This is a genomic window from Thermomonas alba, assembly GCF_022419205.1.
Lineage (GTDB): Bacteria > Pseudomonadota > Gammaproteobacteria > Xanthomonadales > Xanthomonadaceae > Thermomonas > Thermomonas alba.
In genome coordinates this window covers 150778-176842 of record NZ_JAJOZU010000003.1, presented here as the reverse complement: position 1 = coordinate 176842, position 26065 = coordinate 150778, and the positions used below count along the sequence as shown (strand labels likewise).

The window sequence follows — 26065 nt, the reverse complement described above, 5'->3', positions numbered from 1 at the left end:
GGCCCGACGGGCCGCTGCCGGCTGCGCGTCATATCCTATGCGACATGTCTCGTGAGCAACGCATCCTGACGCCCAGCCAGCTCAACACGCTGGCACGCGAGCTGCTGGAGGGCAGCTTCCCGAACGTGCAGGTGGAAGGCGAGATCGGCAGTCTCTCGCGACCGAGTTCCGGGCATCTGTACTTCAACCTCAAGGATGCGCGCGCGCAGGTGCGCTGCGCCCTGTTCAGGCCCAAGAGCCAGTGGCTGAAGTTCACCCCGCGCGACGGCATGCGCGTGGTGGCGCGCGGTCGGCTCACCCTGTACGAGGCGCGCGGCGATTGCCAATTGGTCTGCGACACCCTGGAAGAAGCCGGCGAAGGCGCCCTGCGGCGCGCGTTCGAGGCATTGCAGGCGCGCCTGCAGGCGGAGGGCGTGTTCGATTTCGACCGCAAGCGCCCGCTACCGAAGTTCCCGCGCCGGATCGCGGTGCTCACCTCGCCCACCGGCGCAGTGATCCGCGACATCGTGAGCGTGCTGCGCCGGCGCTTTCCGCTGCTGGAAGTGGAGCTACTGCCAGTGCCGGTGCAGGGCGAAGGCGCCGCGGCCAAGATCCGCGCGATGCTGCAGGCGGCCGATGCCTGCGGCCGCTACGACGTGCTGCTGCTGGCACGCGGCGGCGGCTCGCTGGAAGACCTGTGGGCCTTCAACGACGAAGCGCTGACGCGCGCGGTGGCGGCCTGCGCGACACCGGTGATCTCCGCGATCGGGCACGAAACGGATTTCTCGCTCACCGACTTCGCCGCCGACGTGCGCGCGCCCACCCCCTCGGCCGCCGCCGAAGTGCTGGCACCGGATGGCGCGGCACTGGCCGCGCAACTGGGCGCCCTCGCGCGGCGCCTGCACGCCAGCTATGCCAATACGCTGCAGCAGTCCGCGCAGCGCGCGGATCGCGCGTGGCTGCGCCTGTCCGCCCAGCATCCGCAGGCGCGCCTGGCGCTCCAGCGCCAGCGCCTGCGGCAGGCCGGCCAACGTCTGCATGCGGCGATCCGGCGCCGTCTCGAACGCGATGCCGCCGACCTGCGCCATGCCGGCGCCGTGCTGCGTCAGCAACATCCGCAGCAGCGGCTGGCCCATCTGCGGGCGGTGCTGGAGCACACCCATCCGCGTCTGCACCGCGCACTCGAGCGAAGCCTGCAGCGCGTGCGCGAACGCCTGCAGCGCGCCGCCGTCACGCTACGCCGCGAGCACCCGCAGCACCTGTTGCAGCGCCTGCGGCAACGGCTGGAGGCATTGCGTCCACGGCCGCAGCAGCTGCTGGAACGTCAGCTACACACCGCGCGTCTACGGCTAGCGCGGCTGGCCGACCGCCCGCAGGCGCTGCTCGCGGCTCGCTTGCAGCACGATCTCCTGCGCCTGAAAGGCCTGGTGCGCTCGCTGCATGCCGTCAGCCCGACGGCGACGATCGCCCGCGGCTTCAGCATTCTGCTGCGCGAGCAAGGTCAGATCGTGCGCAGGGTGGCGGACGTCACGCCGGGCGAACGCCTGCGCGCGCAAGTCAGCGACGGATATCTGCTCCTGCGGGTGGAAGGTCGCCAGCAGCTTGGCCTGCCTCCTGCGACGTCCGCCGCTGGCGCGGTCACGCCGCCGGCAGTGGCACCGGCGGACTGAACAGGAAACCCTGCCCGCAGCCGACGCCCAGCGCCAGCAAGCGATCGCGCTGATGGCGGGTTTCGACACCTTCCGCGATCAGCTCGATGCCGAGGCTGCCGGCCAGTGCCGCGATCGCGCGGATGACCGCCACGCTCTCGGAGCTGGAGTCGCCCTCCAGCCCCGCCACGAAACTGCGGTCGATCTTCAGGCTGGCGATCGGGAACCGGTGCAAATACGACAGCGCCGAGAACCCGGTGCCGAAATCGTCCAACTGCGCCAGCACCCCGTGCCGTTTCAGTAGCGCCAGGCATTCCAGCGTACGCGGCGCATCGTCCAGCAGGGCGACCTCGGTGATCTCCACCCGGATCCGCGCTGGCGCCAGCCCGGCCTGATCCAGCAGGGCGAGCAGGCGCTCGGCGAAATCCGGGGCGCGGAAGTGCTGCGGCGAGACGTTGATGGCCACATAGCCCGACAGCCCATGGCGCGCCACGTCATCGATCACCTTGGCGTACATCAGCCAGTCGATCTGCTCGATCAGACCGCTGTCCTCGCCGACATCCAGAAACTCGCCCGGCACCAGCAGCCCATTGTGTTCGTGGTGCCAGCGCAGCAGCGCTTCGTGGCCAACCGGCTCACCGCTGGCCATGTCCACGATCGGCTGGTAATACGGCACGAAGCGCTCGGCCTGGATCGCGCGCCGCAGATCCATCTCCATGTCCAGGCTGCGCATCGCCGCGCGGTGCATCTGTTCGTCGAACAGCGCGTAGCGGTCGCGGCCATCGGCCTTGGCGCGGTACATCGCGGCATCCGCATCGCGCAGCATCTCCTCGCCGTTCTTGTAGCGCGGATGCCAGAGCGCGATGCCGATGCTGGCGCTGGGAAACAGTTCGCGGCCGGCCACCCATACCGGCGCGTTGAGCGCGGCCAGCACCCGCATCGCCAGATCTTCGGCCATACCGGGGCCGTCGAGTCCTTCGGCAAGGATGGCGAACTCATCGCCACCCAGCCGCGCCACGACGTCCTCACTGCGCACGCTGGCCACGATCCGGCGCCCGGCCTCCACCAGCAGCTCATCGCCGACCGCATGCCCCACGCTGTCGTTGACCAGCTTGAAGCGGTCCAGATCCATGAACAGCACCGCAAAGCAGGTGTCTGGCTGGCTACGCGCATTGGCGATGGCGCGGGTCAGGCGCTCGAGCAGCTGCAGCCGGTTTGGCAGTCCGGTCAGCGCATCGTGCATGGTCTGGTGCAGGAGCTTGCGTTCGATCCGGATGCGCTCGCCGATCTGCTCCATCAGCTCGGCATTGGCTTCCGCCAACTCGCGGGTGCGCTCGCTGACGCGCTGCTCGAGGCTGGCATAGGCCTGCACCAGCCGGTCCTGCGCCTGCTTGCGCGCCAGGCTGCTGCCGATGTGGAAGGACACGAAGGTGAGCAAATCCTGATCGCGCTGGCTGAACATGATGTCAGTGGAATAGCTCTGCACCGCGATCACGCCGACCACCTTGTCTTCGCGGAACAGCGGCACGCCCAGCCAGCAGTGCGCCATGCTGCCATGGATGCGCACCTTGCCTTCGGCCACCAGCGCCATGATCTTTTCGCGGTCGGCCAGCAGCGGCTGCCCGCTTCGGATCACGTATTCGGTCAGGCCGTCGGCGAGCTGGCGCGGCTTGCGCTCGGGATCGCGCTCGTCCACCGAATACGGAAACTCCAGCATGCCGCCATCCTCGGACAGGATGGCGATGTAGAAGTTGTGCGCATAGACCAGCTCGCTGACCGTGACGTGGATCTCGGCGAAGAACTGGGTCAGGGTGTCGCTGGTCATCGAAAGCTCGGCGATCCGGAACAGCGCGCGCTGGATCTCCTGCACCCGCTGCCGCTCGAAGATTTCGATCTGCAGCTCTTCGTTCGTCCGCTGCAGCTCGGCGGTACGCTCGGCCACCCGCGCCTCCAGCCGTCTGCGCGCCTCGCGTCGATCCAGCGCGATCAGCACATGCTGCGCCACATAGGTCAGCAGCTCGCGATCGTCCTCGGAATACACCCCGGCCTGGCGATAGCTCTGTACGACCAAGGCACCAGCCACGCGCCCATCGCGGCGCATCGGCACGCCCAGCCAGTCCGCGCTGTCCGGGCCGGAGTTCTCGTTGAACGCAATTCCCAGGCGCTCGCGCAGCTCGCGCGAGGAGCCACGCAAAGACTCGCCGGTGCGCAGCAGGCGGATGGTCAGGCTGTCGTCGCCATCGGCGAGTGCGATCTCACGCTCCGGATCGTTACCCCATGGATCGAGCTGATCCACGAAATACGCAAAGCGCATGGTGCGCCGGTATTCGTCATACAGCACGACATAGAAATTCTCGGCGCACATCAGCTCGCCAACGATCGCATGCACCCGCCGCAGCATCACTGGCAACTCGAGGTTGCTGCCGGCGAGATCGGCGATCTCGAACAGCGCCTGGCGCAGCCGCTCGGAGCGCTGCAGCGAGACGATGGCGCGATTGGCCAGCGTCAACTCCAGCGCCAGCTCCAGCTGCTGGCAGGCCGTGCGCAGCCAGGCCTGCCGCGCCTCCTCCGGCCAGTCCGATGGACACTCGGCCAACAGCATCAGGGATGCCCCATGCGGGCCCTGCCATTCCTGCCGCAACGCAGGCGGCTCCTGCGGCACGTCCGCAGGGGTGGCATCGCTCCCCTCGCCCAGTTCGGATTGCCGCCATGTCACCTGCACCCACGCGCCCTCTGGAAGGGTGCGCGCCAGACGTTGCGCCACCCCCTCCAGCCCCGCGAATGCGGGGACGTACACCGGGCCGGAGTGCGCGGACGGAAGGGCTGTCAAGGAGGCGTTCATTATCCCCACCATATTGCCTTCCCAATCGCACCTGCGCCATCCACCCCGCAAGCACAAACGCCCATGGCTATAAAATGCCGGCATGACCTCCTCTGCGCCGGCGCGCATCAAGGCGCCCCTCGGTTCCCTGCGCGCCCTGTGGCCGTTTCTCAAGCGCCACCGTGGCCTGTTCCTGGCCTGGCTGCTGGCCCTGGGCGTCTCTTCCACAGCCTCGCTGAGCCTGCCGGTCGCGTTCCGGACCATGATCGACCATGGCTTCCGCAGCGGTGCGCCCGGCGAGATCGACCGCGCCTTCCTGCTGCTGTTCCTGGTCGCGCTGGTGCTGGCGGCGGCGACCGCGGCACGGTTTTTCTTCGTCTCCCTGCTCGGCGAGAAAGTCGTGGCCGACCTGCGCACCCGTCTGTATGCGCATCTGATCTCGCTGGATGCCGAGTTCCACGACCGCACCCGCAGCGGCGAGCTGGTCTCGCGCCTGACCGCTGATGTCGAGCTGATCCGCAACCTGGTCGGCAGCGTGATGTCGATCGCCCTGCGCAGCAGCATCACCGCCATCGGCGCGCTGGTGATGCTGTTCGTCACCAGTCCGCGGCTGGCGGCGTGGGCGCTGCTGGGCATTCCGGCCGCGGTGGTGCCGGTCGTGCTCGGCGCGCGCCGCATCCGCAAGGTCGCGCGCCACAGCCAGGACAAGGTGGCCGAAGCCAATGCGCTGGCCAGCGAGACCCTGGGCGCGGTGCGCACGGTGCAGGCGCATGCGCGCGAAACCTACGAGCAGGGCCGCTTCGCGCAGGCAGTGGCGCATGCGGTGGGCGTGGCGCGGCGGCGGATCACGGCGCAGGCGCTGATGACCGGCATCACCATCACCCTGTTCTTCGGCGCGATCTCGCTGGTGCTGTGGTCGGGCGCGCACGACGTGATCGCCGGGCGCATGAGCGCCGGCACCCTGCTGCAGTTCGTGCTGTACGCGGTATTCGGCGGCGGCTCGGTGGCGGCGCTGGCGGAGGTCTGGAACGAGTTGCAGAAGGCTGCCGGCGGCATGGGCCGGATCGACGACCTGCTGCGCCAGCCGCGCACTATCGTGGCCCCACCGCAGCCCCGCCCGCTGCCGCGCCCTTTGCGTGGCGAGATCGCGTTCGAGCACGTCACCTTCCACTACCCGCAGCACCCCGAACGCCCCGCCCTGCGCGACTTCAGCCTGCGCATCGCGCCCGGCGAGACGGTGGCGCTGGTGGGCCCGTCCGGCGCCGGCAAGAGCACCGTGCTGGCGCTGCTGCTGCGCTTCCATGACCCGCAGGCCGGCCGCATCCTGGTGGACGGCATCGACATCCGCCAGGTGGATCCGGTGCAGTTGCGCGAAGCGATCGGGCTGGTGCCGCAGGCGCCGGTGATCTTCGCCGCCAGCGCGCGGGACAACATCCGCTACGGCCAGCTGCAGGCCAGCGATGCCGAAGTGGAGCAGGCGGCGCGCCTGGCGGAAGCCGACGAGTTCATCCGTCGGCTCCCGCAGAGCTATGCCACCGAGCTGGGCGAGCGCGGCGCGCGCCTGTCCGGCGGCCAGCAGCAGCGGATCGCGATCGCGCGCGCGCTGCTCAAGGACGCCTCGGTGCTGCTGCTGGACGAGGCGACGTCCGCGCTGGACGCGCAGAGCGAGCGCGCGGTGCAGACCGCGCTGGAGCACCTCATGGCCGGGCGCACCACGCTGGTGATCGCGCACCGGCTGGCCACCGTGCTGCGTGCCGACCGCATCGTGGTGATGGACGCCGGGCAAGTGGTGGCCGAAGGCACCCACGCGCAGCTGCTGGCGCAGGGCGGGCTATACGCCGAGCTGGCGAAACTGCAGTTCCTGGACTGATCCGGACGCGCCCCGTCCGGTAAGGGCGCGGGCGCAGCCAGCGCTTACTTCTGCTTCCAGCTACCGCCGGACTGGTACCACCAGCCCGGGCGCGCGCTGGCGATCCACTGGCGCGCGAACACCGCGCGGATCTGGTCTTCCCACTCCGGATGCCCGTTGGCCACCGCCACCTCGCGGTACACCGCCTTGCGGTCGCGGTTGTCGTCGGCCACCGCCGAGTTCAGCGCCACCCGGTCCTTCAGGTCCACTTTCGAGGGATCGCGCACGGTGATGAAGCCGTCCTCGGTGAAGCCCAGCGCGCCGCTGTCGAATCCAGCACGCAGGATGCTGGCGAACCGTGCTTCCATGCGGGTCTGGATCGCCTGGATCGCCGGGGTCTTGATGGTGATGTCGGGCGCCGCCTGCGCCTGCGCGCTGCCGATGCCCACCAACACCCAGGGATCGAACCCGGACAGGTCGCTGCGGATGACCTGCCGCATCGCCATGCCGCCACCGCCGGCGGGCGGCATCTCCTTCACCTCGACCTTGTCGGCATTCTGGATGACCTTCTCGACGAACTCCTTGGCCGCCTCCTTGGCCTCGGCCGCCGGGAAATACACGTTGATCGTCACGCAGGCGCTGAGCAGCAACGCCCCCACCACCGGCACGCCCATCCACTGCTTCATGGTCCGTCTCCCTCGTTAGCTGTGCTGCGTCAATGAATCACCGGCGCCACGTCGCCCTTGCCCGCGGCCATCAGGCGCTCGACCAGGGTGGGCCAGTCCACCACGCGGTTGTGACCCACCACATCCAGCCGCGGCAGGCCCTGACCTTCGACGATAGTAAAGGCGTTGCCTTCTGAACGCAGGCCGGACATGGCGCAGACCTGGTTCGCCAGCCGGCACCCGATCCCGATCCGGCGATAGCCAAAATCCTGGAACAGCGCGATCAGCTGGCCCTGCAGGGACTGCACCAGCGAAGCCCCGCCAACGCGGCTGATGTCCTGCACCGCGCGCTGGCTGATCCGGCGGCGCACGCCCGGCGCATCGGCGGTAGCCAGCCAGGCATCGAATGCCACCGGCGTCCAGTCCACCAGGCGCAGGCCGTCGATGCGGCCGTCCAGGCGCCCGCTGATGCTGCCGAAGCCCAGCACCTCGGTCAGCCGCAGCAAGTCCAGCCCGCGCAGGGCGATGTCCGCGCTCAGGCTGGGCGCGGTTCCGAACGGACGCTCCAGCGCCAGCGAGGTAAACGTCACCCGTCCGTCGAACACTCCCAGCTGCAGCCCGCCCTCGAACTCGATCCGGTCGCGGGCGTAGTGCGCGCGCGGGATGTCGCCTTGCAGACGCCCCTGGAACGCCGGCAAGGCCAGCGCCTGCGCCACCTGGCCGAAATCGACGTCGGCCAGACGCAGCCCGAAATAGACCTCCAGGCCATCGCCATCGCGCGGCGGCCGGATCACCGCATCGCGCAGCGTCAGGCGACCGCCCGACAGCGGAACGGTCGCCTGCGGCAGGGCCAGCACGCCGCCGGCGCTGGTGAAGGGCAGCGCTGCGGCGCCGAACTCGAGGCCATACAGCCGCCCGCCCTGCCATTGCAGGACGCTGGCGACCGGCGTGCCTGCGGAATAGCGCAGATCGCCCTGCAACCGGTCGAACACGAAGCGGCCGGCCGGATCGCGCACGTCCACCTGCCGCAGATTGGCCTGCAGCGCCTGCAATCGCCCGTCCTGCACCTCGGCCTGCAGGGCCAGGCCGCCGTGCAGGTCCACCCCGCCGAGCCCGGCCAGCCCCATCCATCCCGAGAGATAGCGCGGCTTGAGCGGGCCGAGGTCGTCGCTGCGCGCCTGCACCGACAGGCGGTCGAGGTGGCCCTCGGCATCCAGCGCCGCCTGCGCGGTGGCCGCCAGCACCGCGCCGTCGTCCCAGACGATGCGCGGCAATCGCCATCCATCCCGCCCCTGCTGGACCGCCTCCACCTGCACCCCGACCGGGGTTTCGGGCAGGGCCACATAGGTATTGCCGACCAGGAACTCGCCGCCCCGCAGTTCCCCGGCGACGGCGACCCGCGTCGCCCCCGCCTCGGCGCGATAGCGCAGCTGCAGGCGCGCGCCGAGGCCTTCGCCTGCGATGCTGCCGTCGTCATTCTGCAGCCCGAGTGCGCCAAACTGCAGCGGGCCCTCGGCCTGCATGGCGCGCGCATCCGCCTGCACGCGCAGGGTTGCATCCAGCCGACCGCCGCTGAAGCGCGCCTGCGGCCAGGCCTGTTCCAGCAGGCCCTGCATCCACGCCAGCGGGACCTGCTGCAGCACCAGCGCGAACTGGTCCGGCCGGGCCGCCTCGCGCGCCAGCTGCACGCGGGTGCCGGCGCGCGCCAGCTCGGCGCGCAGGGCCGTCTCGTCCAGCCGGATCGCCAGCCGCATCGGCGCGATGCCGGCAGCGCGCAGCGCGCCCGCGCAGGTCCAGCCGGACCCCGGCAACCGCTGCAGCGGGCAGCGCCAGCGCACCGCGCGCAGGCGGCCGCCCAGCGCCGGCAGGTCCACCCGCGCGGCCTCCAGTGCGAGGGTGCCGGCCTCGGCATTGGCCGGCCAGTCCAGGTTTATCCGTAGCTGCTCCACGGAGCCGGCCGGCGTTGCGACCCGGGCCACCTGCAGCTGCGCACTGCGCGCCTGCAGCGCGGGCGCGGCCAGCACTGCCAGCAGGCCCAGGCCACAGGTTAGGATCGGACGCGCCATGGCCGCAGCATACAAAGCGCAGGGACCGCACGCATGACCCCGACTGTCTCCGCATCTCCACTCTCCCCCTCGATGGCACCGCGGGTGCTGCTGGTCGAGGACGATCCGGCCAGCGCCGCGTTCATGACCGCAGTCGCATCCGCGCTGCCGGCGCGGGTGCATCTGGCAGAGACGCTCGCCGATAGTGAGGCTGCCTGCCAGCAGCAGGACTTCGACCTGCTGCTGGTGGACGCCAATCTGCCCGATGGCGCCGGCGCGGATCTCCTGCGTCGACTGCGCGCGCGTGGCAAACCGGTTCCCCCCGCTCTGGCCCATACCGCCGATCCGGATCACGACCTGCACGCCCACCTGCGCGCCGCCGGCTTCAGCGAAGTACTGCTCAAGCCGATCACCGCGGCGGCCCTGCGTGAAGCGCTGCGGCGACATTTGCCGAGCGGCAGCCGGCCTCCGGCGGACTGGGATGATGCCGCCGCGCTGAGCGTGCTCGGGGGTCAGAGCGCGCATCTACAGGCCATGCGCCGCCTGTTTTTGACCGAACTGCCGCAGCAGCGGCAGCGGATCGTGCAAGCCGCCATTCATGCCGACATCCCGGCCCTGCGCGCCGAGCTGCATCGGCTGGTGGCCAGCTGCGGATTCGTCGGCGCCACCCGCCTGGACGCCGCCGTCCGTGCGCTGCAAGCCGCGCTCCTGGATCCGGACGCGCTGCGCGCGGTGGAGAGCGCGATCGAGACCCTGCTGGAAGAGTCGCCCGACCAGTTCGATTAGGGAACTCTGATCAACTCGGAGGTTCCCGCCGGCCATGGAGGGCCGACCGCGCATCCATCATGCAAGTGATGGATGCGTGTGAGCCGAGTCCGGGCCCATACCGGACTCGGCGCGGGCTGACAACGCCGCCTGGATGGGGTTGCTCGGAGTCTCCCTAACCTTTCACGCTGCTGGCACGCAGCGCATCCAGGACCGCCTGCGTCACCGGATCGCTGGCCTCGCCCACCCCATCCAGCGTCGGCAGCAGGCGCCGTGCCAACTGCTTGCCCAACTCCACGCCGAACTGGTCAAAGGCATTGATCTGCCACAGCACCGACTGTAGATACACGCTGTGCTCGTACAGCGCGATCAGCATTCCCAGCGTCCGCGGCGTCAGCGCATCCAGCAGCAACAGCGTGCTCGGACGGTTGCCAGGGTAGCGGCGATGCGGATCTTCGCTGTCCTGGCCGTTGGCCAACGCCTCGGTCTGCGCCAGCAGATTGGCCAGCAGCGCGGCGTGATTGTCGGCATAGGCGTGTTCGGCGCGGATCACGCCGATGAAGTCGGCGGGCACCACCTGGGTGCCCTGGTGCAGGGCCTGGAAGAAACTGTGCTGGGCATCGGTGCCGGCGCCTCCCCACCACACCGGGACGGTATGCAGGTCGATATCGCTCCCGTCCAGCCGCACCGACTTGCCCAGGCTCTCCATCACCAGCTGCTGCAGATAGCTCGGCAGCAGGCGCAGCCGTTCGTCGTACGGCAGCACGGCCTGGGTCGAGGCATGCAGACCATTGCGATTCCATACCGCCGTCAGCGCATGCCACACCGGCAGGTTCTCACGCGGCGGCGCATGCAGCGCGTGCGCATCCATCTCGGCCGCGCCTTCCAGCAACTGCTCGAAGTCATGCATCCCAAGCGCCAGCGCGATCGGAAACCCGACCGCCGACCACAGCGAGTAGCGCCCGCCGACCCAATCCCACATCGGCAAGGTGCGCTCGGGCGGGATGCCGAACTCGGCCACCTGCTGCGGGTTGGCGCTCACTGCATACAGCCGCGAAGCATCGCCCAGCCAATCACGCACGATGGCGCCGTTGAGCAGGGTTTCCTGGGTGGTGAAGGTCTTGGAGATCATCACCGCGGCGGTACGCGCCGGCGCCAGCCTCGCCAGCACCCGCTGCGCCGCGTGCCCGTCCACATTGGATATGAAATGCACGTTGAAGCGCGCATCCGGCCTTGCCAGCGCATCCACCACCAGACGTGGCCCGAGATCGGAGCCACCGATGCCGATGCTCACGATGTCGGTGACGTCGCTGGCCTCCAGCTCCGCGACCAGCTCGCGCATCCGCAGCTGCGCCGAAAGCGCCTGCGCGCGTGCGGCCAGAGCGAAGGCCGAGCGCGCCAGGTCGCTGCGCAGCGCGCTATGCAGCGCCGGACGCGCCTCGGTGAGGTTGACGGGCTCCCCCTCCAGCAACCGGCGCATGGCGCCGCTCAGGTCGGCGCGATCGGCGATCTCGAACAGCGCCTGCAGCGCCGCACGATCGTAGCGCTGGCGTGCGAAGTTGGCATACAGCGGTCCGCAGCGCAGCGCGAATTCCTCGGCGCGCGCCGGGTCAGCGGCGATCAGGGCTGAGAGCGGCGTCGCTGCGAGCCGCTGCGCATGGGCCTGCAACTCATGCAGCATGGCCCGGCGCCTCAGGCGGCCTGCTTGGGCATCGAATGATTGGTATGGGTCAGACGGTTTTCGCGATCGACATAGACGCACACCGGCTTGTGCTGGGCCGCCTCCGCCTCATCGCACTGCACATAGGCGCAGATGATGATCAGGTTGCCGACCTGCGACTTGTGCGCCGCCGCGCCATTGACCGAAATCACCCCGGAGCCTTCCTCGCCGCGGATCGCGTAAGTGGAATAGCGTTCACCGCTGGTGACATCGTAGATCTCGATGCGCTCGTATTCGCGAATGCCGGCAATGTCCAGCAGCCGCCCGTCGATCGCACACGACCCTTCGTAATGCAACTCGGCGTGGGTGACGGTGGCGCGGTGGATCTTGCCCTTGAGCAGTGTCAGTTGCATGGGGGGAACTCCGGTGGCACGGGGCCGCGCGCATTCGCGCACAGCCTGTGAAGTATAGGCCGCGATGGCGCAGCGCAACAAATCACGCCGCTTCCGGGCTCAGGCAGGCAGGTCGAACTCGAGGTTGTCGATCAGCCGGGTCTGGCCCAGGCGCGCCGCGATCAGCGCCACCCGCGCGCCGCGCTCGCCGTCTGCCGGCTCGCTGAAATCCGGGCGGCGGATCACCGCGTAGTCGGGTTGGAACCCGGCCGCACGCAGCGCCGCGTCCGCCTCGGCCTCGATCCGCGCGCGCGGCAGGCCTTGCAAGGCGGAATCGCGCATCGCCTGCAGCGTGCGATGGAGGGCGGGCGCCAGCGCGCGCTCCTCGGGCGACAGGTATTGATTGCGCGAACTCAGCGCCAGCCCATCGGCATCGCGCACGATCTCGCCGGCCAGGATCTGCACCGGAATCTGCAAATCGGCGACCAGTTGGCGGATCACCGCCAGTTGCTGGTAATCCTTGCGTCCGAACACCGCCAGATCCGGCTGCACCTGGTTGAACAGGCGCGTCACCACCGTGCACACGCCGTCGAAATGACCGGGCCGGGCCGCGCCCTCCAGCACCGCGCTCACGCCCGGCACGTGCACGCTGGCCGCCGCTTGCAGTCCGAACGGATACATCGTGGCCACATCGGGCAGCCAGAGCACGTCGCAGCCGGCCTCCTGCAGCCCACGCGCATCGGCTTCCGGGGTGCGCGGATAGCGGGAGAAATCCTCGTTCGGGCCGAACTGGGTGGGATTGACGAAGACGCTGGCCACCACCCGATCCGCATGCTGCCGCGCCAGCTCGATCAGCGAGTAGTGGCCGGCGTGCAGATTGCCCATGGTCGGCACGAAGCCGACCGTCAGGCCCTGCCGCCGCCAATCGCGGATCCGCGCCCGTAGCGTCTCCAGTCGGGTGATCGTCTCGATCATGTGTAGCTGTGCTCCGCGCTCGGGAAGGTTCCGTTGCGCACCGCCTCGGCGTAAGCACGCACGGCCCCCGCAATGGAGCCGCCCTCGGCCAGGAAATCCTTGACGAACTTGGGCTTGCGGTGGCCGGTATCGATCCCCAGCAGGTCGTGCAGCACCAGCACCTGGCCGTCGCAGCCGGGGCCGGCGCCGATGCCGATGGTGGGGATCGGGCTGGCGGCGGTGATCTCCGCCGCGAGCGCGGCCGGCACGCCTTCCAGCACCAGCAGCGCCGCGCCCGCCTCCGCCACCGCCAGCGCGTCGGCGCGCAGACGCTCGGCCGCCGCCTGCTCGCGCCCCTGCACCTTGAACCCTCCCATGCGCAGCACCGCCTGCGGAGTCAGGCCCAGGTGCGCGCATACCGGAATCTCGCGCGCGACCAGAAAGCGGATGATGTCCAGCTTGTGGCCAGCGCCTTCCAGCTTGACCATCGCCGCGCCCGCCTGGATGAAGCGCACTGCCGCGGCATGGGCCTGCTCCGGGGTGGCGTCGGCGCCGAACGGGAAATCGGCGATCTTCAGCGCGCGCGGCGCCCCGCGCGCCACCGCCGCAGTGTGATAGACGATGTCCTCGACGCGGACCGGCAAGGTGGAGTCATGCCCCTGCACCACCATGCCCAGTGAGTCGCCGATCAGGATCAGGTCGATCCCGGCATCGTCCAGCACCCGCGCGAAGCTGGCGTCGTAGCAGGTCAGCATCACCAGGCGGCGCCCCTCGGCGCGCGCCTGCGCCAGCTGCGGCACGCTCCAGGATTTTCGCTCGGCATGAACGCTCATCGAAGGGCTCCGGGATAGGGGCCCGCATTATGGCGCACACTGGACGCAACGCCGCAGGCAGCGCCATCAGAGATCATCGATCGCCTCCACGCCACTGCAATCGACTTCCCGCAACGCCTCGCCCACGCGGCCGTGGCCGGGGAACGGCGCATCGGGCGCGATTTCGGCCAGCGGCGCCAGCGCGAAGGCGCGCGCGTGCAGATACGGATGCGGCACCCGTAGCCCAGGCTCGTCGATCACTCGCTCGCCATACAGCAACAGGTCGAGATCGAGCACGCGGGGCCCCCAGCGGCCCGAAGCATGCTCGCTCGCCCGATCGCGACCGGCGTGTTGCTCGATCGCCAGCAGCGCGTCGAGCAACTGGCGCGGAGAAAGCGCAGTCTCCAGCACGGCGGCGGCATTCACGTAATCGGGCTGGTCCACGCGCCCCCAAGCCGGCGTGCGGTACAGACGCGAGACCGCCACCAGGCGCGACTCCGGCAGCGACTGCAGCGCCTGGATCGCCGCGCGCACCGCCGCCACCGGATCGCCCAAGTTGGCGCCGATCCCGATGCAGGCGCGCACCGGCCTGCTCATGCCTCGCTCCTCGGCTTGCGCCGACGGCGCCGACGCTTGCGCGGAGCCTCCGGCGCGGATTCGCCCTGCTCGGGCACCGCCGCTTCGGGTACGACCGGCGCGCTGGCGAGGGTCTCCAGGACAGCGGCCGGGTGCCGCTGCGCCTCGCGCCAGAAGGCGACGTCGGCCGCATGCGAATCCGAAGCCGCCAACCGCAGTTCGAGGAAGTCGAACGCGGCACGGAAGCGCGGATGCGCCAGCAGGCGGAACACGCGCTTGCGCTGGCGCAGCGAGAACCGCGGCTGCAGCAGCCAGATCTCCTGCATCGGCAGCGAGAACCGGCGCGGCAGCGCAGTGCGCGCGAGCTGATGCAGGGTGACCCGATCGGCCGCGCGCCGCTGCGCCTCGGCCAAGGGCATGCCCTGCGCCTGCAACTGCGCCAGCGCCCGGCAATACGCCGGCCACAGCAGGACGGCGTACAAAAACGCCGGCGATACCGGCTCGTCATTGGCGACTCGCATGTCGGTATTGCGCAGCCCCTGCACCAGCATCCGCCGCAGCGCACCGGAAGGATTGGCTGCCAGCGCCTGCGCGGTCTCGGGCAGCAGCACCGGCAGCAGGCCGGTGGCGTCCAGCTGCTCGAAGCTGGCCACCGCATGCCCCTTCAAGAACAGCTTGAGAGACTCGTCGAACAGGCGCGCGGGCGAGGATTCGGCCAAGAGCGGCGCCAGATGCGGAATCGGCGCCGCCGTCGCCGGCGCGATGGTGAAGCCGAGCTTGGCCGCCAGCCGCGCCGCGCGCAGCATTCGGACCGGGTCCTCGCGGTAGCGGGCCTCGGGATCGCCGATCAGACGCAACACCCGCGCCTGCACGTCGGCATAGCCGCCCACATAGTCGCGTACCGAGAAATCCTCGATCGCGTAATACAGCGCGTTGACGGTAAAGTCGCGGCGCACTGCATCTTCCTCGATCGTCCCGTACACGTTGTCGCGCAGCAGGCGACCAGCATCGTCGGTCTCACGGTCTCCCGTGTCGTCGCCGCCATTGGCGCGGAAGGTGGCGACCTCGATGATTTCCTGCCCGAAGATGACGTGCGCGAGGCGGAACCGGCGACCGATCAGCCGGCAGTTGCGAAACAGCGCCTTGACCTGCTCCGGGGTGGCGTCGGTCGCCACGTCGAAATCCTTCGGGTGCCCACCGATCAGCAGGTCACGCACCGCGCCGCCCACCAAATAGGCCCCGAAGCCGGCTTCGCGCAGGCGATACAGCACGCGCAGGGCATTGGCGCTCATCTGCTTGCGGGAGACCCCGTGCACATCGCGCGGGATCACGCGCAGATGGGGGATGGGCGCGGCGGAAGAGGGGTCGGAATCGGTCATGCAATCGAGGCGGGGAGAGATGACGGTCGGGCGTTGCCAATGGCGAGGCCAGCCCTCTATACTAGCAAGCTCGGCGCGTCGCTCCGACCCCGCCGAGCCGGACGTCCAACCGGCATGACTGCTTTGCTCCCTTCGTCTAGAGGCCTAGGACGTGGCCCTCTCAAGGCTAAAACACGGGTTCGAATCCCGTAGGGAGCGCCATTTCCATCGAAGGCCCGCGTCACCGACGCGGGCCTTCGCGTTTTGCGCTCCCGCCGCATGCCTGCTATCGCGCAGGCCGCAGCGTTAAACTACGCGTAACGCACCATCGCCCCACGGATGCCCCATGCCTTTCGTCGTCACCGAAAACTGCATCAAGTGCAAGCACACCGACTGCGTCGAAGTGTGTCCGGTGGACTGTTTCCATGAAGGCCCGAACTTCCTGGTGATCGATCCCGACGAGTGCATCGACTGCACCCTGTGCGAACCCGAATGCCCGGTCGGCGCGATCTTCCCGGAAGAAGACGTGCCGGCCGGCCAGGAAGTCTTCATCGGCCTGAACGCGGAGCTGGCCAAACAATGGCCGGTGATCACCGTGCGCAAGGACCCCCTGCCGGACCACGCCGAGTGGGACGGTAAACCCGGAAAACTCGCGCTGCTGGAACGCTGAGGGGCAGCCCCCTCCCACCGCCGCCACCTAGCCACGGGTCGATATGACGCAGGGCGCCCGATGGCGCCCTGCGTGCATTCGTGGACCTGCGCCAGGCCCGCGGTTACGGCGCGATCGCCGCTTTGAGCGCCGCGATCAGCTTGCCCGCGGCCTCACCGCTGGGCGGCAGCCCGCGCGGATCCACGGCGGAGACGAACGCGCCATCGCCGGCCTTGGTGACGCGCACCAGAAACTTGCTGCCCATGTAATCGATGTCGTAAGTGCCGAGGATTTCGGCCTTGCTGGCGATCTGCACCCCGGGCGTGGCCGCCAGCACCTCCCCGACCTTGGCGAACACCGCATCACGATCGGCCGCGACGGAAAAGCCGGTCGCCGCCTGCGCGCGCGTGGACGCAGTACTGACGCTGGTCGCCGCCGGCAGCGCCATGGCCTTGTCGGCCGCCGGGCGATCCAGATCCGGCGGAACTTCCAATGGGCGCGCCTCGCCGCTCAGGGTATAGAGCTCGTTTTTCTTCTTGAACCAATGGCAGCCGGACAGGCTGGTCAGCAGCAGGACGGCAGCCAACGGCGCGGCAGCCTTGGAGATGCGGGAAGCGGGATGAAACATCGGGTTCTCCTGTCAGGCCGCGTCGCTGCGGCCGTGGGCGTGTTCGAGTCGGTGGACGAGCGCAAGCAAACGCTCCGCCTGGGCAGTATGGGCGGATGATAGCGGCTGCAGCGGCAGCCGCAGCCCATGGCCGATGCCATCGAGCGCCAGCAGGGCCTTGACCGGGATCGGGTTCGGCTCGATGCCGAGGAAGTGATAAAGCTCGACCAGCTGCGCATCGATCGCCTCGGCACGCGCGAAATCCCCGCTGCGTGCCGCATCGCACAGCAAGCGAAAGCTGCGCGGCACGACGTTCGATGCGACCGAGATCACCCCGTCGGCGCCGGCACGCATCGCCCGCAGGGCGGTCGGATCGTCGCCGCTGAGCACCACGAACTCCTCGCGCCGCAGCGGCAGCAGGGCCTGCATGCGCTCTTCCTCGGCGCGCGCCTCCTTGATGCCGATGATGTTGGCATGCAGCGACAGCTCGCCGGTGGTGTCCGGAAGCATGTCGCAGCCGGTGCGGCCCGGCACGTTGTAGAGCACCACCGGCAGCCCGCCGTCGTCGGCCACCGCGCGGAAATGCGCCAGCAGCCCTGCCTGGGTGGGGCGCACGTAGGGGGGTGTCACCACCAGCGCCGCATCCGCGCCGCAGCGGGCGGCGCGCTGGGTGGCCTGGACCGTCTTGGCGGTGTTGGACTGGCCAGTCCCGGCCAGCACCGGAATGCGGCCGCCGCAGATGTCCACCGCGCGCCGCAGCAGGCGCTCGTATTCATCATCGAACAGCGCCGCGGCCTCGCCGGTGGAGCCGGCCACCACGACCGCCTGGGTGCCGGCGGCCAGCTGCGCCTGGAGCAAGCGCTCCCAGGCAGGAAAGTCGATATCGCCCGCCGCGGTGAACGGCGTGGCCAGTGCGGTGATGCTGCCGGAAAGTCGCAAGGGGATATCCGATGAACGCGCGACCGAAGCCGCACTGCGAAGCTGTGGACGAACGGATGGACGCCGCGAAGTTCACGGCTAGTCGATCTTACTTGCGGCCGGAAAGGGGCGGCAAGTATCCTGACTTCCGTTCAGCCGCCGCATGCGGCAGGATTTCCCCCTCGCTTTCGGTATCGCGCATTGAGCAAGACTGCCTCCCGCCCATCTCCGAACGAAAACTACCTGCTGATCAACGCGTACACCACGCATCCGCAGTCTCCCCTGCTGGCGGTCACCCGCCGCATCGCGGACTCCGGATGCAATCTGGTCGATGCGCGTCTGGCCACGGTCGGGCGTGATGTGTCGGTCACCGCGCTGGCTACTGGCTCGTGGGACGCGGTGGCCAAGCTCGAAACCATGCTGGCCAAGCTGGAGCGCGAGGAAGGGCTGAAGCTGGTGTGGTACCGCACCGGCCCGAAATCGCTGCAATCCAACCTGCTGCCTTATGTGGTGGAAGTGATCGCCGCCGACAAGCCGGGCATCCTCTACCAGATCGCCGACTTCTTCGATCACCAGGGCATCACCATCGAGAGCCTGCACTGCACGCGCTATCGCGCGATGCAGACCGGGGCCGACATGTTCTCGGCCCAGCTCACGATCGGTGTTCCATCCGACATGCACATCGCCGCCCTGCGCGAGGATTTCCTGGAGTTCTGCGACCATCTGAACCTCGACGCCATCATGGATCCGATGAAATACTGAACCGGAGCCGCACGATGATCGACATCGGCGACCGCATTCCTGATCTTCCGCTCGCGCTGACCAGTGGCCAAGCTGCAACGCTGGCCCGTTATGCCGCCGGCCGATGGCTGGTGCTGTACTTCTATCCCAAGGATTCCACCCCCGGCTGCACCACCGAAGGGCTGGATTTCAACGCCCTGCTGCCCAGGTTCGAGCGCGCGGGCGCCGTAGTTCTCGGCGTCTCCAGGGATTCGCTCAAATCCCACCAGAACTTTCGCGCCAAGCAGGGCTTCGGGTTCGACCTGGTCAGCGACGCCGACGGCGCCCTGTGCGACGCCTTCGGCGTGGTCCAGCCCAAGAAGCTGTATGGCCGCGAGTACCTCGGCATCGTGCGCAGCACGTTCCTGATCGACCCCGCCGGCGTGGTGCGCATGAAATGGCAGCCGGTGAAGGTGCCGGGCCATGCGCAGGCCGTGCTCGACGCGCTGCAGGCCGCCCAAGCCCAGTGATCGTCCTCGCTCCCCTCCCCGCCCACTGCCCCGCCACGCGGGATGCGGTGGTTCGCCGCCGTCCGACCCGAGGAGCTACCGCATGACCCGAAGCAAGCGCATCTACGTCCTCGACACCAACGTGCTGATGCACGACCCGACCGCACTGTTCAAGTTCGAGGAGCACGATGTGTACCTGCCGATGCAGGTGATGGAGGAACTGGACAACGGCAAGAAAGGCACCTCCGAAGCCAGTCGCAACGCGCGCCAGGTCAGCCGCTTCCTCAACGAGCTGATCGAAGCACACGGAAGCAGCGACGTCAGCCAGGGCATCGCCCTGAGACGCCCCCAGGGCGTGCAGCTGCGCGGCGCCGAAAGCATCGGCCGGCTGCGCTTTCAGACCGGCGACTTCGATGCCGGCAAGCGCTTCGGCACCGCAATCCCGGACAACAACATCCTTGGCGCGATCCTCGCCCTCAAAGAGGCCGAACCGGAGACGCCGGTGGTGTTCGTATCGAAGGACATCAACCTGCGCATCAAGGCGTCGATCGCCGGCATCGTCAGCGAGGATTACGAGAACGACCGCGCGCTGGACGATTTCAGCCTGCTCTACACCGGCGCCACCCCGCTGCCGGAGGATTTCTGGCAGCGCCACGGGCAAGACCTCAAATCGTGGACCGAAAAGGGCCGCACCTATTACGAGATCACCGCTGGCAAGGGCGAGAACTGGTATCCCAACCAGTTCGTATTCCTGCCCGGCGACGAACAGTCGGAAATGAAGGTGGCGCGCCTGCAGGACGGCAAAGTGGTGCTGCAGATCGTGGACGATTTCCGCCACGGCCAGCACGCGGTCTGGGGCATCACCGCGCGCAACCGTGAGCAGAACTTCGCGCTCAACGCGCTGATGGACCCGGAGATCGACTTCGTCACCCTGCTCGGCACCGCCGGCACCGGCAAGACCCTGCTGGCGCTGGCCGCGGGCCTGGCGCAGACCATGGACCAGCAGCGCTACCGTGAGATCATCATGACCCGCGCCACCGTGAGCGTGGGCGAGGACATCGGCTTCTTGCCCGGCACCGAGGAAGAAAAGATGACGCCGTGGATGGGCGCGCTGACCGACAACCTCGAGGTGCTCACCCACAACCAGGAGGGCGGCGCCTGGGGCCGCGCGGCCACCAACGACCTGCTGGCCAGCCGCATCAAGATCCGCTCGCTGAACTTCATGCGCGGGCGCACCTTCCTGTCCCGCTACCTGATCCTGGACGAGGCGCAGAACCTCACGCCCAAGCAGATGAAGACGCTGATCACCCGCGCTGGCCCCGGCACCAAGATCGTCTGCCTGGGCAACGTGGAGCAGATCGACACGCCCTACCTCACCGAGACCACCTCCGGCCTCACCTATGCCGTGGACCGCTTCAAGTCCTGGCAGCACAGCGCGCACGTGACGCTGCGCCGCGGCGAGCGCTCGCGCCTGGCCGACTACGCCTCCGACGTGCTCTGATCCTCCTCCTGCGTGCGCTCGTGCAGCGCGCGCAGCGCGGTGGCCAGGTCGGCGAAATAGCCGTCCGGATGGTCGCGCCGCACCAGCTGCGCCCGCACCAGCTTGCGCAGCACGCGCGGACTGGCCCCGCACAGCACGACCTTCACCCCGCGGCGGTGCAGGGCCTCGACCGTGGACTCCAGCCGCTTGAGGCCGGTGGCATCGATCACCGGCATCCGCTCCAGCCACAGCACCACATGACGGGGCGGCTGCTGCGACCAGGACAGCGCGCGCTCGAGCGAATCCACCGAGCCGAAGAAGAACGGCCCGTCGATCGCATACACCACCACGCCCGGCGGCAGCGTCTGCAGCCCGGCCTGGGCCAGCTGCGCGCGCAGGCTGTGCGCTCCGTGCTCGACCACTTCCACCGCCGCGCTCATGCGACGCATGAACTGGAACATCGCCAGGATCACCCCGATGTTGACCGCCACCACCAGATCGGTGAGAACGGTCAGCGCGAAGGTGATCACCAGAATGGCGGCGTCTGATCGTGGCGCATACCGCAGCAGGCGCAGGACGCGATGCGCCTCGCTCATGTTCCAGGCCACCACGAACAGGATCGCCGCCAGCGCCGCCAGCGGCACCTTGCCCGCATACGGCGCGAATATCAGCAGGATCAGCAGCAGAGTCAGCCCATGCACGACACCCGCCAGCGGGCTGGTGCCGCCGTTGCGGATGTTGGTGGCCGTGCGCGCGATCGCGCCGGTGGCGGCGATCCCGCCGAACAGCGGCGAAAGGATGTTGGCGATGCCCTGCCCGATCAGCTCCTGGTTGGAATCATGCCGGGTGCCGGCCATGCCGTCGGCCACCACCGCCGACAGCAGCGACTCGATCGCCCCCAGCATGGCGATGGTGAAGGCCGACGGCAGCAGTGTCATCCAGCGGTCGAAATGCGCCTGCGGCAGTTGCAGGCTGGGCAGGCTGCGCGGAATCGCGCCGAAGGTGGACTCGATCGTCGCCACCCCATCCAGATGCAGCGCCTGCACGGCCACGGTCGCCACCAGCATCGCCAGCAGCGGCCCCGGCACCCGTGAAAGCCCGGGGATCCGCGCGCCCCACAGCGTCAGCGCCAGGCTCAGCAGGCCGATGGCGGTGGTGGCGGGATGCAGCTGTGGCAGCGCCTGTAGCAGCGTCCAGGTCTTCAGGTAGAACGGCCCGGCGCCGGGCGCCGGCAACCCGAAGAAGTACTGCCACTGCCCCACCCAGATGATCACGCCGATCCCCGCGGTGAAACCGACGATCACCGGATCGGGGATGAAGCGGATCACGGAACCCAGCCGCGCCCAGCCCATGGCCAGCAGGATGACCCCGGCCATCAGGGTCGCCAGCAGCAGGCCGTCCACCCCGAACTGCGCCACCACCCCGGCCAGGATCACGATGAAGGCGCCGGTCGGTCCGGCGATCTGCACCCGCGAGCCGCCGAACAGCGACACCGCGATGCCGGCGATGATCGCGGTGTACAGCCCCTGTTCCGGCCGCACCCCGGAGGCGATCGCAAATGCCATCGACAGCGGCAGCGCCACCACCCCGACGATGGCGCCAGCCGCCAGGTTGCGCCCCCAGTGCTCGCGCCGCAGCAGGCCCGCGCGTGCGGCCTCCACGATGGCGATCATGCCGGCGTCCTCCGCGCCTTCAGCCGCACGCCGCGGCCCCCGTCGAGACTGGCCGCGCCCTCACCGATCAGTTCCACGCCGGCGGCGTCCAGCGCTTCGACCACCCGCGTCAGCGACTCCACCACGCCGCGCACGTTGCCGTCACTGGCCTCCATGCGCTGGATGGTCGGCAGCGACAGCCCGGCCATCTGCGCCAGGGTTCTCTGGTCGATCCCGAGCAGCGCCCGGGCGGCTTTCAGTTGCGCGGCGGTCAGCATGGCAAAGCATCCCGACATATCAATGTAGAGACTCTAAGCATCCATAATCATTCAATCAATATCCATAATGATGTTTTAAACATCTTTTCGAACAGGCTTCGACATGCGCATGCATGCGCCTCATGCGGGCGCCGCACTGGCGTCGAACCGCTCGGGCGCGTCTTGTCGCCAGGCATGACCACCCCGCGCCGCGATCGACAGACGATCGCGCTTGCGCTGGGAACGTCGCAACGGGCGAAAAAGCAAAACGCCGGCGCATGGCCGGCGTTGCGTGTCTTCAAGAATGGCGCGCCCGGAAGGATTCGAACCTCCGACCCCCAAGTTCGTAGCCTGGTGCTCTATCCAACTGAGCTACGGGCGCAAGCAAGAGGCGGCATTATCTAGAAAGCCTGCCCGCACGTCAACGAAAATTTTCGGTTCCGTGCTGTGATGATCGCGATTCGCCGCAAGTGGCGGAGACTGAGGGATTCGAACCCTCGATAGAGCTTTTGGCCCTATACTCCCTTAGCAGGGGAGCCCCTTCGGCCTCTCGGGCAAGTCTCCGTGAGGCGATTCGCGAGCCGGAAAGGATACAGGCTCACACGCGTTCCGGCAAACCTATTTTTCTTCTGGCTGGGCCTGGGACTGGCCTTGATGGTCCTCGCCGCTGCGGATGCGCTGATAGATCTCCTCGCGGTGCACGGCCACGTCCTTGGGCGCGGTGATGCCGATTCGCACCTGGTTGCCCTTGATGCCCAGCACGGTGACCGTGATCGCATCGCCGATCATCAAGGTCTCGCCTACTCGTCTCGTCAGAATCAGCATGGCTCTGCAACTCCCCTGTCGCTGGCGCTCACGCACGACCAGAAGAAGTCCAGCCGGCTGACATCCAGATTTGGGCGATCATACTGGTCAAGCTTCCTATGCTACAAGCCGTGCCTGCGCATCGGCAGGCATGCGCCTTACACCCGCTGGCGCACCCAATCCGGCACACCGGCGAGCGCCGCGCGCAGGGCCGGGCCGTCTTCGCCGCCACCCTGCGCCATGTCCGGGCGTCCGCCCCCCTTGCCGTTGGCCTGACGCGCGACCTCGCCCAGCACCTCGCCGGCCTTGATCTTGCCCAGGGCCGCGCCAGAGACGCCGGCCACCAGCGCGACCCGGCCGCCCTCGGCGCCAGCCAGTACCACCACGGCATCCCCCAGTTGTTGCTTGAGACGATCCATGACCTCGCGCAGAGCCTTGGCATCGAAGCCTTCCAGACGCGCGGCCAGCACCTTGATCCCGGCAACGTCCTGGGCCTGGGTGGCCAGGTCGCCGGTGGCGCTGGACGCCGCCTTGGCCTTGAGCTGCTCCAGCTCGCGCTCCAGCTTCTTCTGCCGCTCCAGCAGCGCGCGCAGTCTGTCGGCCACATCCGCGACATTCCCACCCAACGCCTGCGCGACTTCGCGCAGGCGCTGCTCTTCGCTGGCCACGTGATCCAACGCGCCCTGCCCGGTGACGGCCTCGATCCGGCGCACCCCGGCAGACACGCCACTCTCGCCGATGATCTTGAACAGGCCAATGTCACCGGTGCGGCCGACGTGGGTGCCGCCGCACAGTTCGGTGGACGCCTCACCGAAGCGCAGCACGCGCACGCGCTCGCCGTATTTCTCGCCGAACAGGGCGATCGCGCCGAACTCCAGCGCTTCCTGCATGCCCATGTGGTGCACCTCGCCGACGTGGTTGGCGCGGATCTGGGCATTGACGCGGCGCTCGATCTCGGCGAGCTCGGCCGCCGTCAGCGGCTGGAAATGCGAAAAGTCGAAGCGCAGCCGGTCCGGCGCGACCAGCGAGCCCTTCTGCTGCACGTGCGGCCCCAGCACCTCGCGCAGCGCGGCGTGCAGCAGGTGGGTGGCGCTGTGGTTGAGCACGGTCGCGCCGCGGCGGTCTGCATCGACCGCCCCGTGCAGGCGGTCGCCCACGCGCAGGCGGCCAAACTGGACGCGTCCGAGATGCCCGTGGAACTGGCCGGCGAGCTTGAGCGTGTCATTTACCGTGAAGCGGCTCTCGACCCCATCGAGCTCACCGGTATCGCCCACCTGACCGCCGGATTCGGCATAGAACGGAGTGGCATCGAGGATCACGATGGCCTCTTCGCCAGCTTCCACCGCCTCCACCGGCTTGCCGTCTTTCAGCAGGGCCAGGACGTGGAGATCGCCCGCCTCCAGGGTGTCGTACCCCAGGAACCGGGTCGGTGCGAGCCGCGCCACCAGTTCCGCCGGAAGCTGCACGCCGCCGCCGAACTTGCCGGCTGCGCGCGCGGCCTCCTTCTGCTGCGCCATCGCGGCATCGAAGCCGGCCACGTCCACCGTCATCCCGCGCTCGCGCGCCATGTCCTGGGTGAGGTCGAGCGGAAAGCCGTAAGTGTCGTACAGGCGGAAAGCATCGCTGCCGGGTATCACCCCGTCGGTGACGCGAGCGGCGACCTCATCGAAGATGCGCATGCCAGCATCCAGGGTTTCCGCGAAGCGCTCCTCCTCGGCCAGCAACGCGCGCTCGGCGGTGGCCCGGCCTTCGCGCAGAATCGGATACGCCTCGCCCATCAGCGCGTCGAGGGTGGCGACGAGTTGATGGAAGAACGGCTGGCGCACGCCCAGCATCCAGCCGTGGCGCAGGGCGCGGCGGATGATCCGGCGCAGCACGTAGCCGCGGCCTTCGTTGGACGGCAGCACGCCATCGACGATCAGGAAGGCGCAGGCGCGAATGTGGTCGGCGATCACCCGCAGCGACTTGTTCTCCAGATCCGTCGTTCCGGTCAGCTCGGCCGCGCGCTTGATCAGCGTCTGGAACAGGTCGATCTCGTAGTTGGAATGCACGCCCTGCAGGATCGCGGTGATGCGCTCCAGCCCCATGCCGGTATCGACGCAGGGCGCGGGCAGCGGGGTCAAGGTGCCGTCCGCAGCGCGGTCGAACTGCATGAACACCAGGTTCCAGATCTCGATGAAGCGGTCGCCATCCTCATCGGGCGAGCCGGGCGGACCTCCCGGCACTTCCGGGCCGTGGTCATAGAAGATCTCCGTGCACGGGCCGCACGGGCCGGTATCCGCCATCTGCCAGAAATTGTCGGAGGCATAGGGCGCGCCCTTGTTGTCGCCGATGCGGATGATGCGGTCCTCCGGCAGCCCGATCACGTCGCGCCAGATGGCATAGGCCTCATCGTCGGTGTGGTAGACGGTGGCAAGCAGGCGCTCCCTTGGCAGCTTCCAGATCTCGGTCAACAGCTCCCAGGCCCAGATGATCGCCTCCTTCTTGAAATAGTCGCCGAACGACCAGTTGCCCAGCATCTCGAAGAAGGTGTGGTGACGCGCGGTATAACCGACCGAATCGAGATCGTTGTGCTTGCCGCCCGCGCGCAGACAGCGCTGCACGTCGGCCGCACGCACATAGCTGCGCTTCTCCGCGCCCAGGAACACGTCCTTGAACTGGACCATGCCGGAGTTGGTGAACAGCAGGGTCGGGTCGTTGCCTGGCACCAGCGGCGACGATGGCACGATGGTGTGGCCCTTGGAGGCGAAAAACTCGAGGAAATCGCGGCGGATGTCGGAAGTCGTTTTCATGCGGGCATCGGAAGTGAGCGGACGGCCATAAGCCCGCAGCCCGGCAGCGCTGAGGCCGCGGACTTGCGTTGGCCACCCAATCCCGCAAGTTTACAGGCCGGCGCCGTGAGTTGGCCGATGCCCGCTCGATCGAAACATCCGATCGCCCCGAT

Annotated in this window: 22 protein-coding genes and 3 tRNA genes; 8 read left to right on the top strand and 17 right to left on the bottom strand. The window is 68.6% G+C overall.

The features are described 5' to 3' along the window. Positions 1 to 44 precede the first annotated feature (44 nt). The gene (gene xseA / locus ML342_RS05720) at positions 45 to 1649 is read left to right on the top strand and encodes an exodeoxyribonuclease VII large subunit (RefSeq protein WP_240126068.1); all 1605 of its coding nucleotides are present in this window, start codon (positions 45 to 47) and stop codon (positions 1647 to 1649) included. On the opposite strand, the gene ML342_RS05715 is transcribed toward xseA, so the two are convergent. After that, positions 1618 to 4458, bottom strand: coding sequence for a bifunctional diguanylate cyclase/phosphodiesterase (locus tag ML342_RS05715; RefSeq protein ID WP_240126066.1), 2841 nt, complete (start codon positions 4456 to 4458; stop codon positions 1618 to 1620). The two genes, xseA and ML342_RS05715, sit on opposite strands and share 32 nt — an antisense overlap. Before the next feature lie 94 nt (positions 4459 to 4552). On the opposite strand from ML342_RS05715, the gene ML342_RS05710 reads away from it, so the two are divergent. Further along, positions 4553 to 6319, top strand: a complete 1767-nt coding sequence (locus tag ML342_RS05710) for an ABC transporter transmembrane domain-containing protein (protein ID WP_240126065.1) — start codon at positions 4553 to 4555, stop codon at positions 6317 to 6319. Positions 6320 to 6363: 44 nt separating this feature from the next. On the opposite strand, the gene ML342_RS05705 is transcribed toward ML342_RS05710, so the two are convergent. Both ML342_RS05705 and ML342_RS05700 read right to left on the bottom strand, forming a co-directional pair. Continuing rightward, a complete protein-coding gene (locus tag ML342_RS05705; protein WP_240126063.1) occupies positions 6364 to 6984 on the bottom strand; it encodes a YdbL family probable chaperone protein in 621 nt (206 codons plus the stop codon). A gap of 29 nt (positions 6985 to 7013) precedes the next feature. Continuing rightward, positions 7014 to 9029 (bottom strand): hypothetical protein, encoded by a 2016-nt coding sequence (locus ML342_RS05700; protein WP_240126062.1) that lies wholly within the window; start codon positions 9027 to 9029, stop codon positions 7014 to 7016. Between the two features lie 33 nt (positions 9030 to 9062). On the opposite strand from ML342_RS05700, the gene ML342_RS05695 reads away from it, so the two are divergent. Further along, the gene (locus ML342_RS05695; protein ID WP_240126054.1) at positions 9063 to 9794 is read left to right on the top strand and encodes a response regulator; all 732 of its coding nucleotides are present in this window, start codon (positions 9063 to 9065) and stop codon (positions 9792 to 9794) included. Positions 9795 to 9948: 154 nt separating this feature from the next. Here the strand turns inward: ML342_RS05695 and pgi are convergent, their stop codons facing one another. The 6 genes from pgi to pcnB form a co-directional block, all read right to left on the bottom strand. Continuing rightward, positions 9949 to 11454, bottom strand: coding sequence for a glucose-6-phosphate isomerase (gene pgi / locus ML342_RS05690; RefSeq protein ID WP_240126052.1), 1506 nt, complete (start codon positions 11452 to 11454; stop codon positions 9949 to 9951). An 11-nt stretch (positions 11455 to 11465) separates the two neighbouring features. Then, complete coding sequence (gene panD, locus ML342_RS05685; protein ID WP_240126051.1) at positions 11466 to 11846, bottom strand: aspartate 1-decarboxylase; 381 nt, start codon at positions 11844 to 11846, stop codon at positions 11466 to 11468. Between the two features lie 99 nt (positions 11847 to 11945). Beyond that, positions 11946 to 12800 (bottom strand): pantoate--beta-alanine ligase, encoded by an 855-nt coding sequence (gene panC, locus ML342_RS05680; protein ID WP_240126049.1) that lies wholly within the window; start codon positions 12798 to 12800, stop codon positions 11946 to 11948. Continuing rightward, positions 12797 to 13612, bottom strand: a complete 816-nt coding sequence (gene panB / locus ML342_RS05675; protein ID WP_240126047.1) for a 3-methyl-2-oxobutanoate hydroxymethyltransferase — start codon at positions 13610 to 13612, stop codon at positions 12797 to 12799. The genes panC and panB overlap by 4 nt, the downstream gene beginning before the upstream one ends. A 66-nt stretch (positions 13613 to 13678) precedes the next feature. Beyond that, the gene (gene folK / locus ML342_RS05670; protein ID WP_240126045.1) at positions 13679 to 14188 is read right to left on the bottom strand and encodes a 2-amino-4-hydroxy-6-hydroxymethyldihydropteridine diphosphokinase; all 510 of its coding nucleotides are present in this window, start codon (positions 14186 to 14188) and stop codon (positions 13679 to 13681) included. Then, a complete protein-coding gene (pcnB, locus tag ML342_RS05665) occupies positions 14185 to 15459 on the bottom strand; it encodes a polynucleotide adenylyltransferase PcnB (RefSeq protein ID WP_439655173.1) in 1275 nt (424 codons plus the stop codon). The genes folK and pcnB overlap by 4 nt, the downstream gene beginning before the upstream one ends. A gap of 212 nt (positions 15460 to 15671) precedes the next feature. Between pcnB and ML342_RS05660 the strand changes: the two genes are divergently transcribed. Further along, a tRNA-Glu gene (locus ML342_RS05660) sits at positions 15672 to 15747 on the top strand. Between the two features lie 124 nt (positions 15748 to 15871). Further along, a complete protein-coding gene (gene fdxA, locus ML342_RS05655) occupies positions 15872 to 16195 on the top strand; it encodes a ferredoxin FdxA (RefSeq protein WP_240126042.1) in 324 nt (107 codons plus the stop codon). A gap of 103 nt (positions 16196 to 16298) precedes the next feature. On the opposite strand, the gene ML342_RS05650 is transcribed toward fdxA, so the two are convergent. After that, positions 16299 to 16802: a hypothetical protein gene (locus tag ML342_RS05650; protein WP_240126040.1), complete on the bottom strand. Its 504-nt coding sequence runs from the start codon at positions 16800 to 16802 to the stop codon at positions 16299 to 16301. Between the two features lie 12 nt (positions 16803 to 16814). Next, positions 16815 to 17720 carry a 4-hydroxy-tetrahydrodipicolinate synthase gene (gene dapA, locus ML342_RS05645; protein ID WP_240126039.1) on the bottom strand — a complete coding sequence of 302 codons (906 nt, stop codon included), beginning with the start codon at positions 17718 to 17720 and terminating at the stop codon, positions 16815 to 16817. Between the two features lie 180 nt (positions 17721 to 17900). Here dapA and ML342_RS05640 point away from each other — a divergent pair, with 180 nt between their 5' ends. The 3 genes from ML342_RS05640 to ML342_RS05630 all read left to right on the top strand — a co-directional run bounded on the left by ML342_RS05640 (position 17901) and on the right by ML342_RS05630 (position 20429). After that, on the top strand, positions 17901 to 18461 hold the full coding sequence (locus ML342_RS05640) for a glycine cleavage system transcriptional repressor (RefSeq protein ID WP_240126037.1): 561 nt from the start codon (positions 17901 to 17903) through the stop codon (positions 18459 to 18461). A gap of 14 nt (positions 18462 to 18475) precedes the next feature. Next, positions 18476 to 18949 (top strand): peroxiredoxin, encoded by a 474-nt coding sequence (locus ML342_RS05635; RefSeq protein ID WP_240126036.1) that lies wholly within the window; start codon positions 18476 to 18478, stop codon positions 18947 to 18949. A gap of 82 nt (positions 18950 to 19031) precedes the next feature. Beyond that, complete coding sequence (locus ML342_RS05630; protein WP_240126035.1) at positions 19032 to 20429, top strand: PhoH family protein; 1398 nt, start codon at positions 19032 to 19034, stop codon at positions 20427 to 20429. On the opposite strand, the gene ML342_RS05625 is transcribed toward ML342_RS05630, so the two are convergent. The 6 genes from ML342_RS05625 to alaS form a co-directional block, all read right to left on the bottom strand. Further along, positions 20408 to 22081, bottom strand: a complete 1674-nt coding sequence (locus ML342_RS05625) for a SulP family inorganic anion transporter (protein WP_240126033.1) — start codon at positions 22079 to 22081, stop codon at positions 20408 to 20410. The genes ML342_RS05630 and ML342_RS05625 overlap by 22 nt on opposite strands. After that, entirely contained in the window at positions 22078 to 22338 is a 261-nt protein-coding gene (locus ML342_RS05620) for a helix-turn-helix domain-containing protein (RefSeq protein ID WP_240126031.1), read from the bottom strand. Before ML342_RS05620 ends, ML342_RS05625 begins: the two co-directional genes overlap by 4 nt. Positions 22339 to 22622: 284 nt before the next feature. Beyond that, positions 22623 to 22699, bottom strand: a tRNA-Arg gene (locus ML342_RS05615). An 89-nt stretch (positions 22700 to 22788) separates the two neighbouring features. After that, positions 22789 to 22881: transfer RNA gene (locus tag ML342_RS05610), tRNA-Ser, on the bottom strand. A 54-nt stretch (positions 22882 to 22935) separates the two neighbouring features. Beyond that, the gene (csrA, locus tag ML342_RS05605) at positions 22936 to 23142 is read right to left on the bottom strand and encodes a carbon storage regulator CsrA (RefSeq protein ID WP_240126030.1); all 207 of its coding nucleotides are present in this window, start codon (positions 23140 to 23142) and stop codon (positions 22936 to 22938) included. Between the two features lie 137 nt (positions 23143 to 23279). After that, positions 23280 to 25913 carry an alanine--tRNA ligase gene (gene alaS / locus ML342_RS05600; RefSeq protein WP_240126028.1) on the bottom strand — a complete coding sequence of 878 codons (2634 nt, stop codon included), beginning with the start codon at positions 25911 to 25913 and terminating at the stop codon, positions 23280 to 23282. Positions 25914 to 26065: the final 152 nt, after the last annotated feature.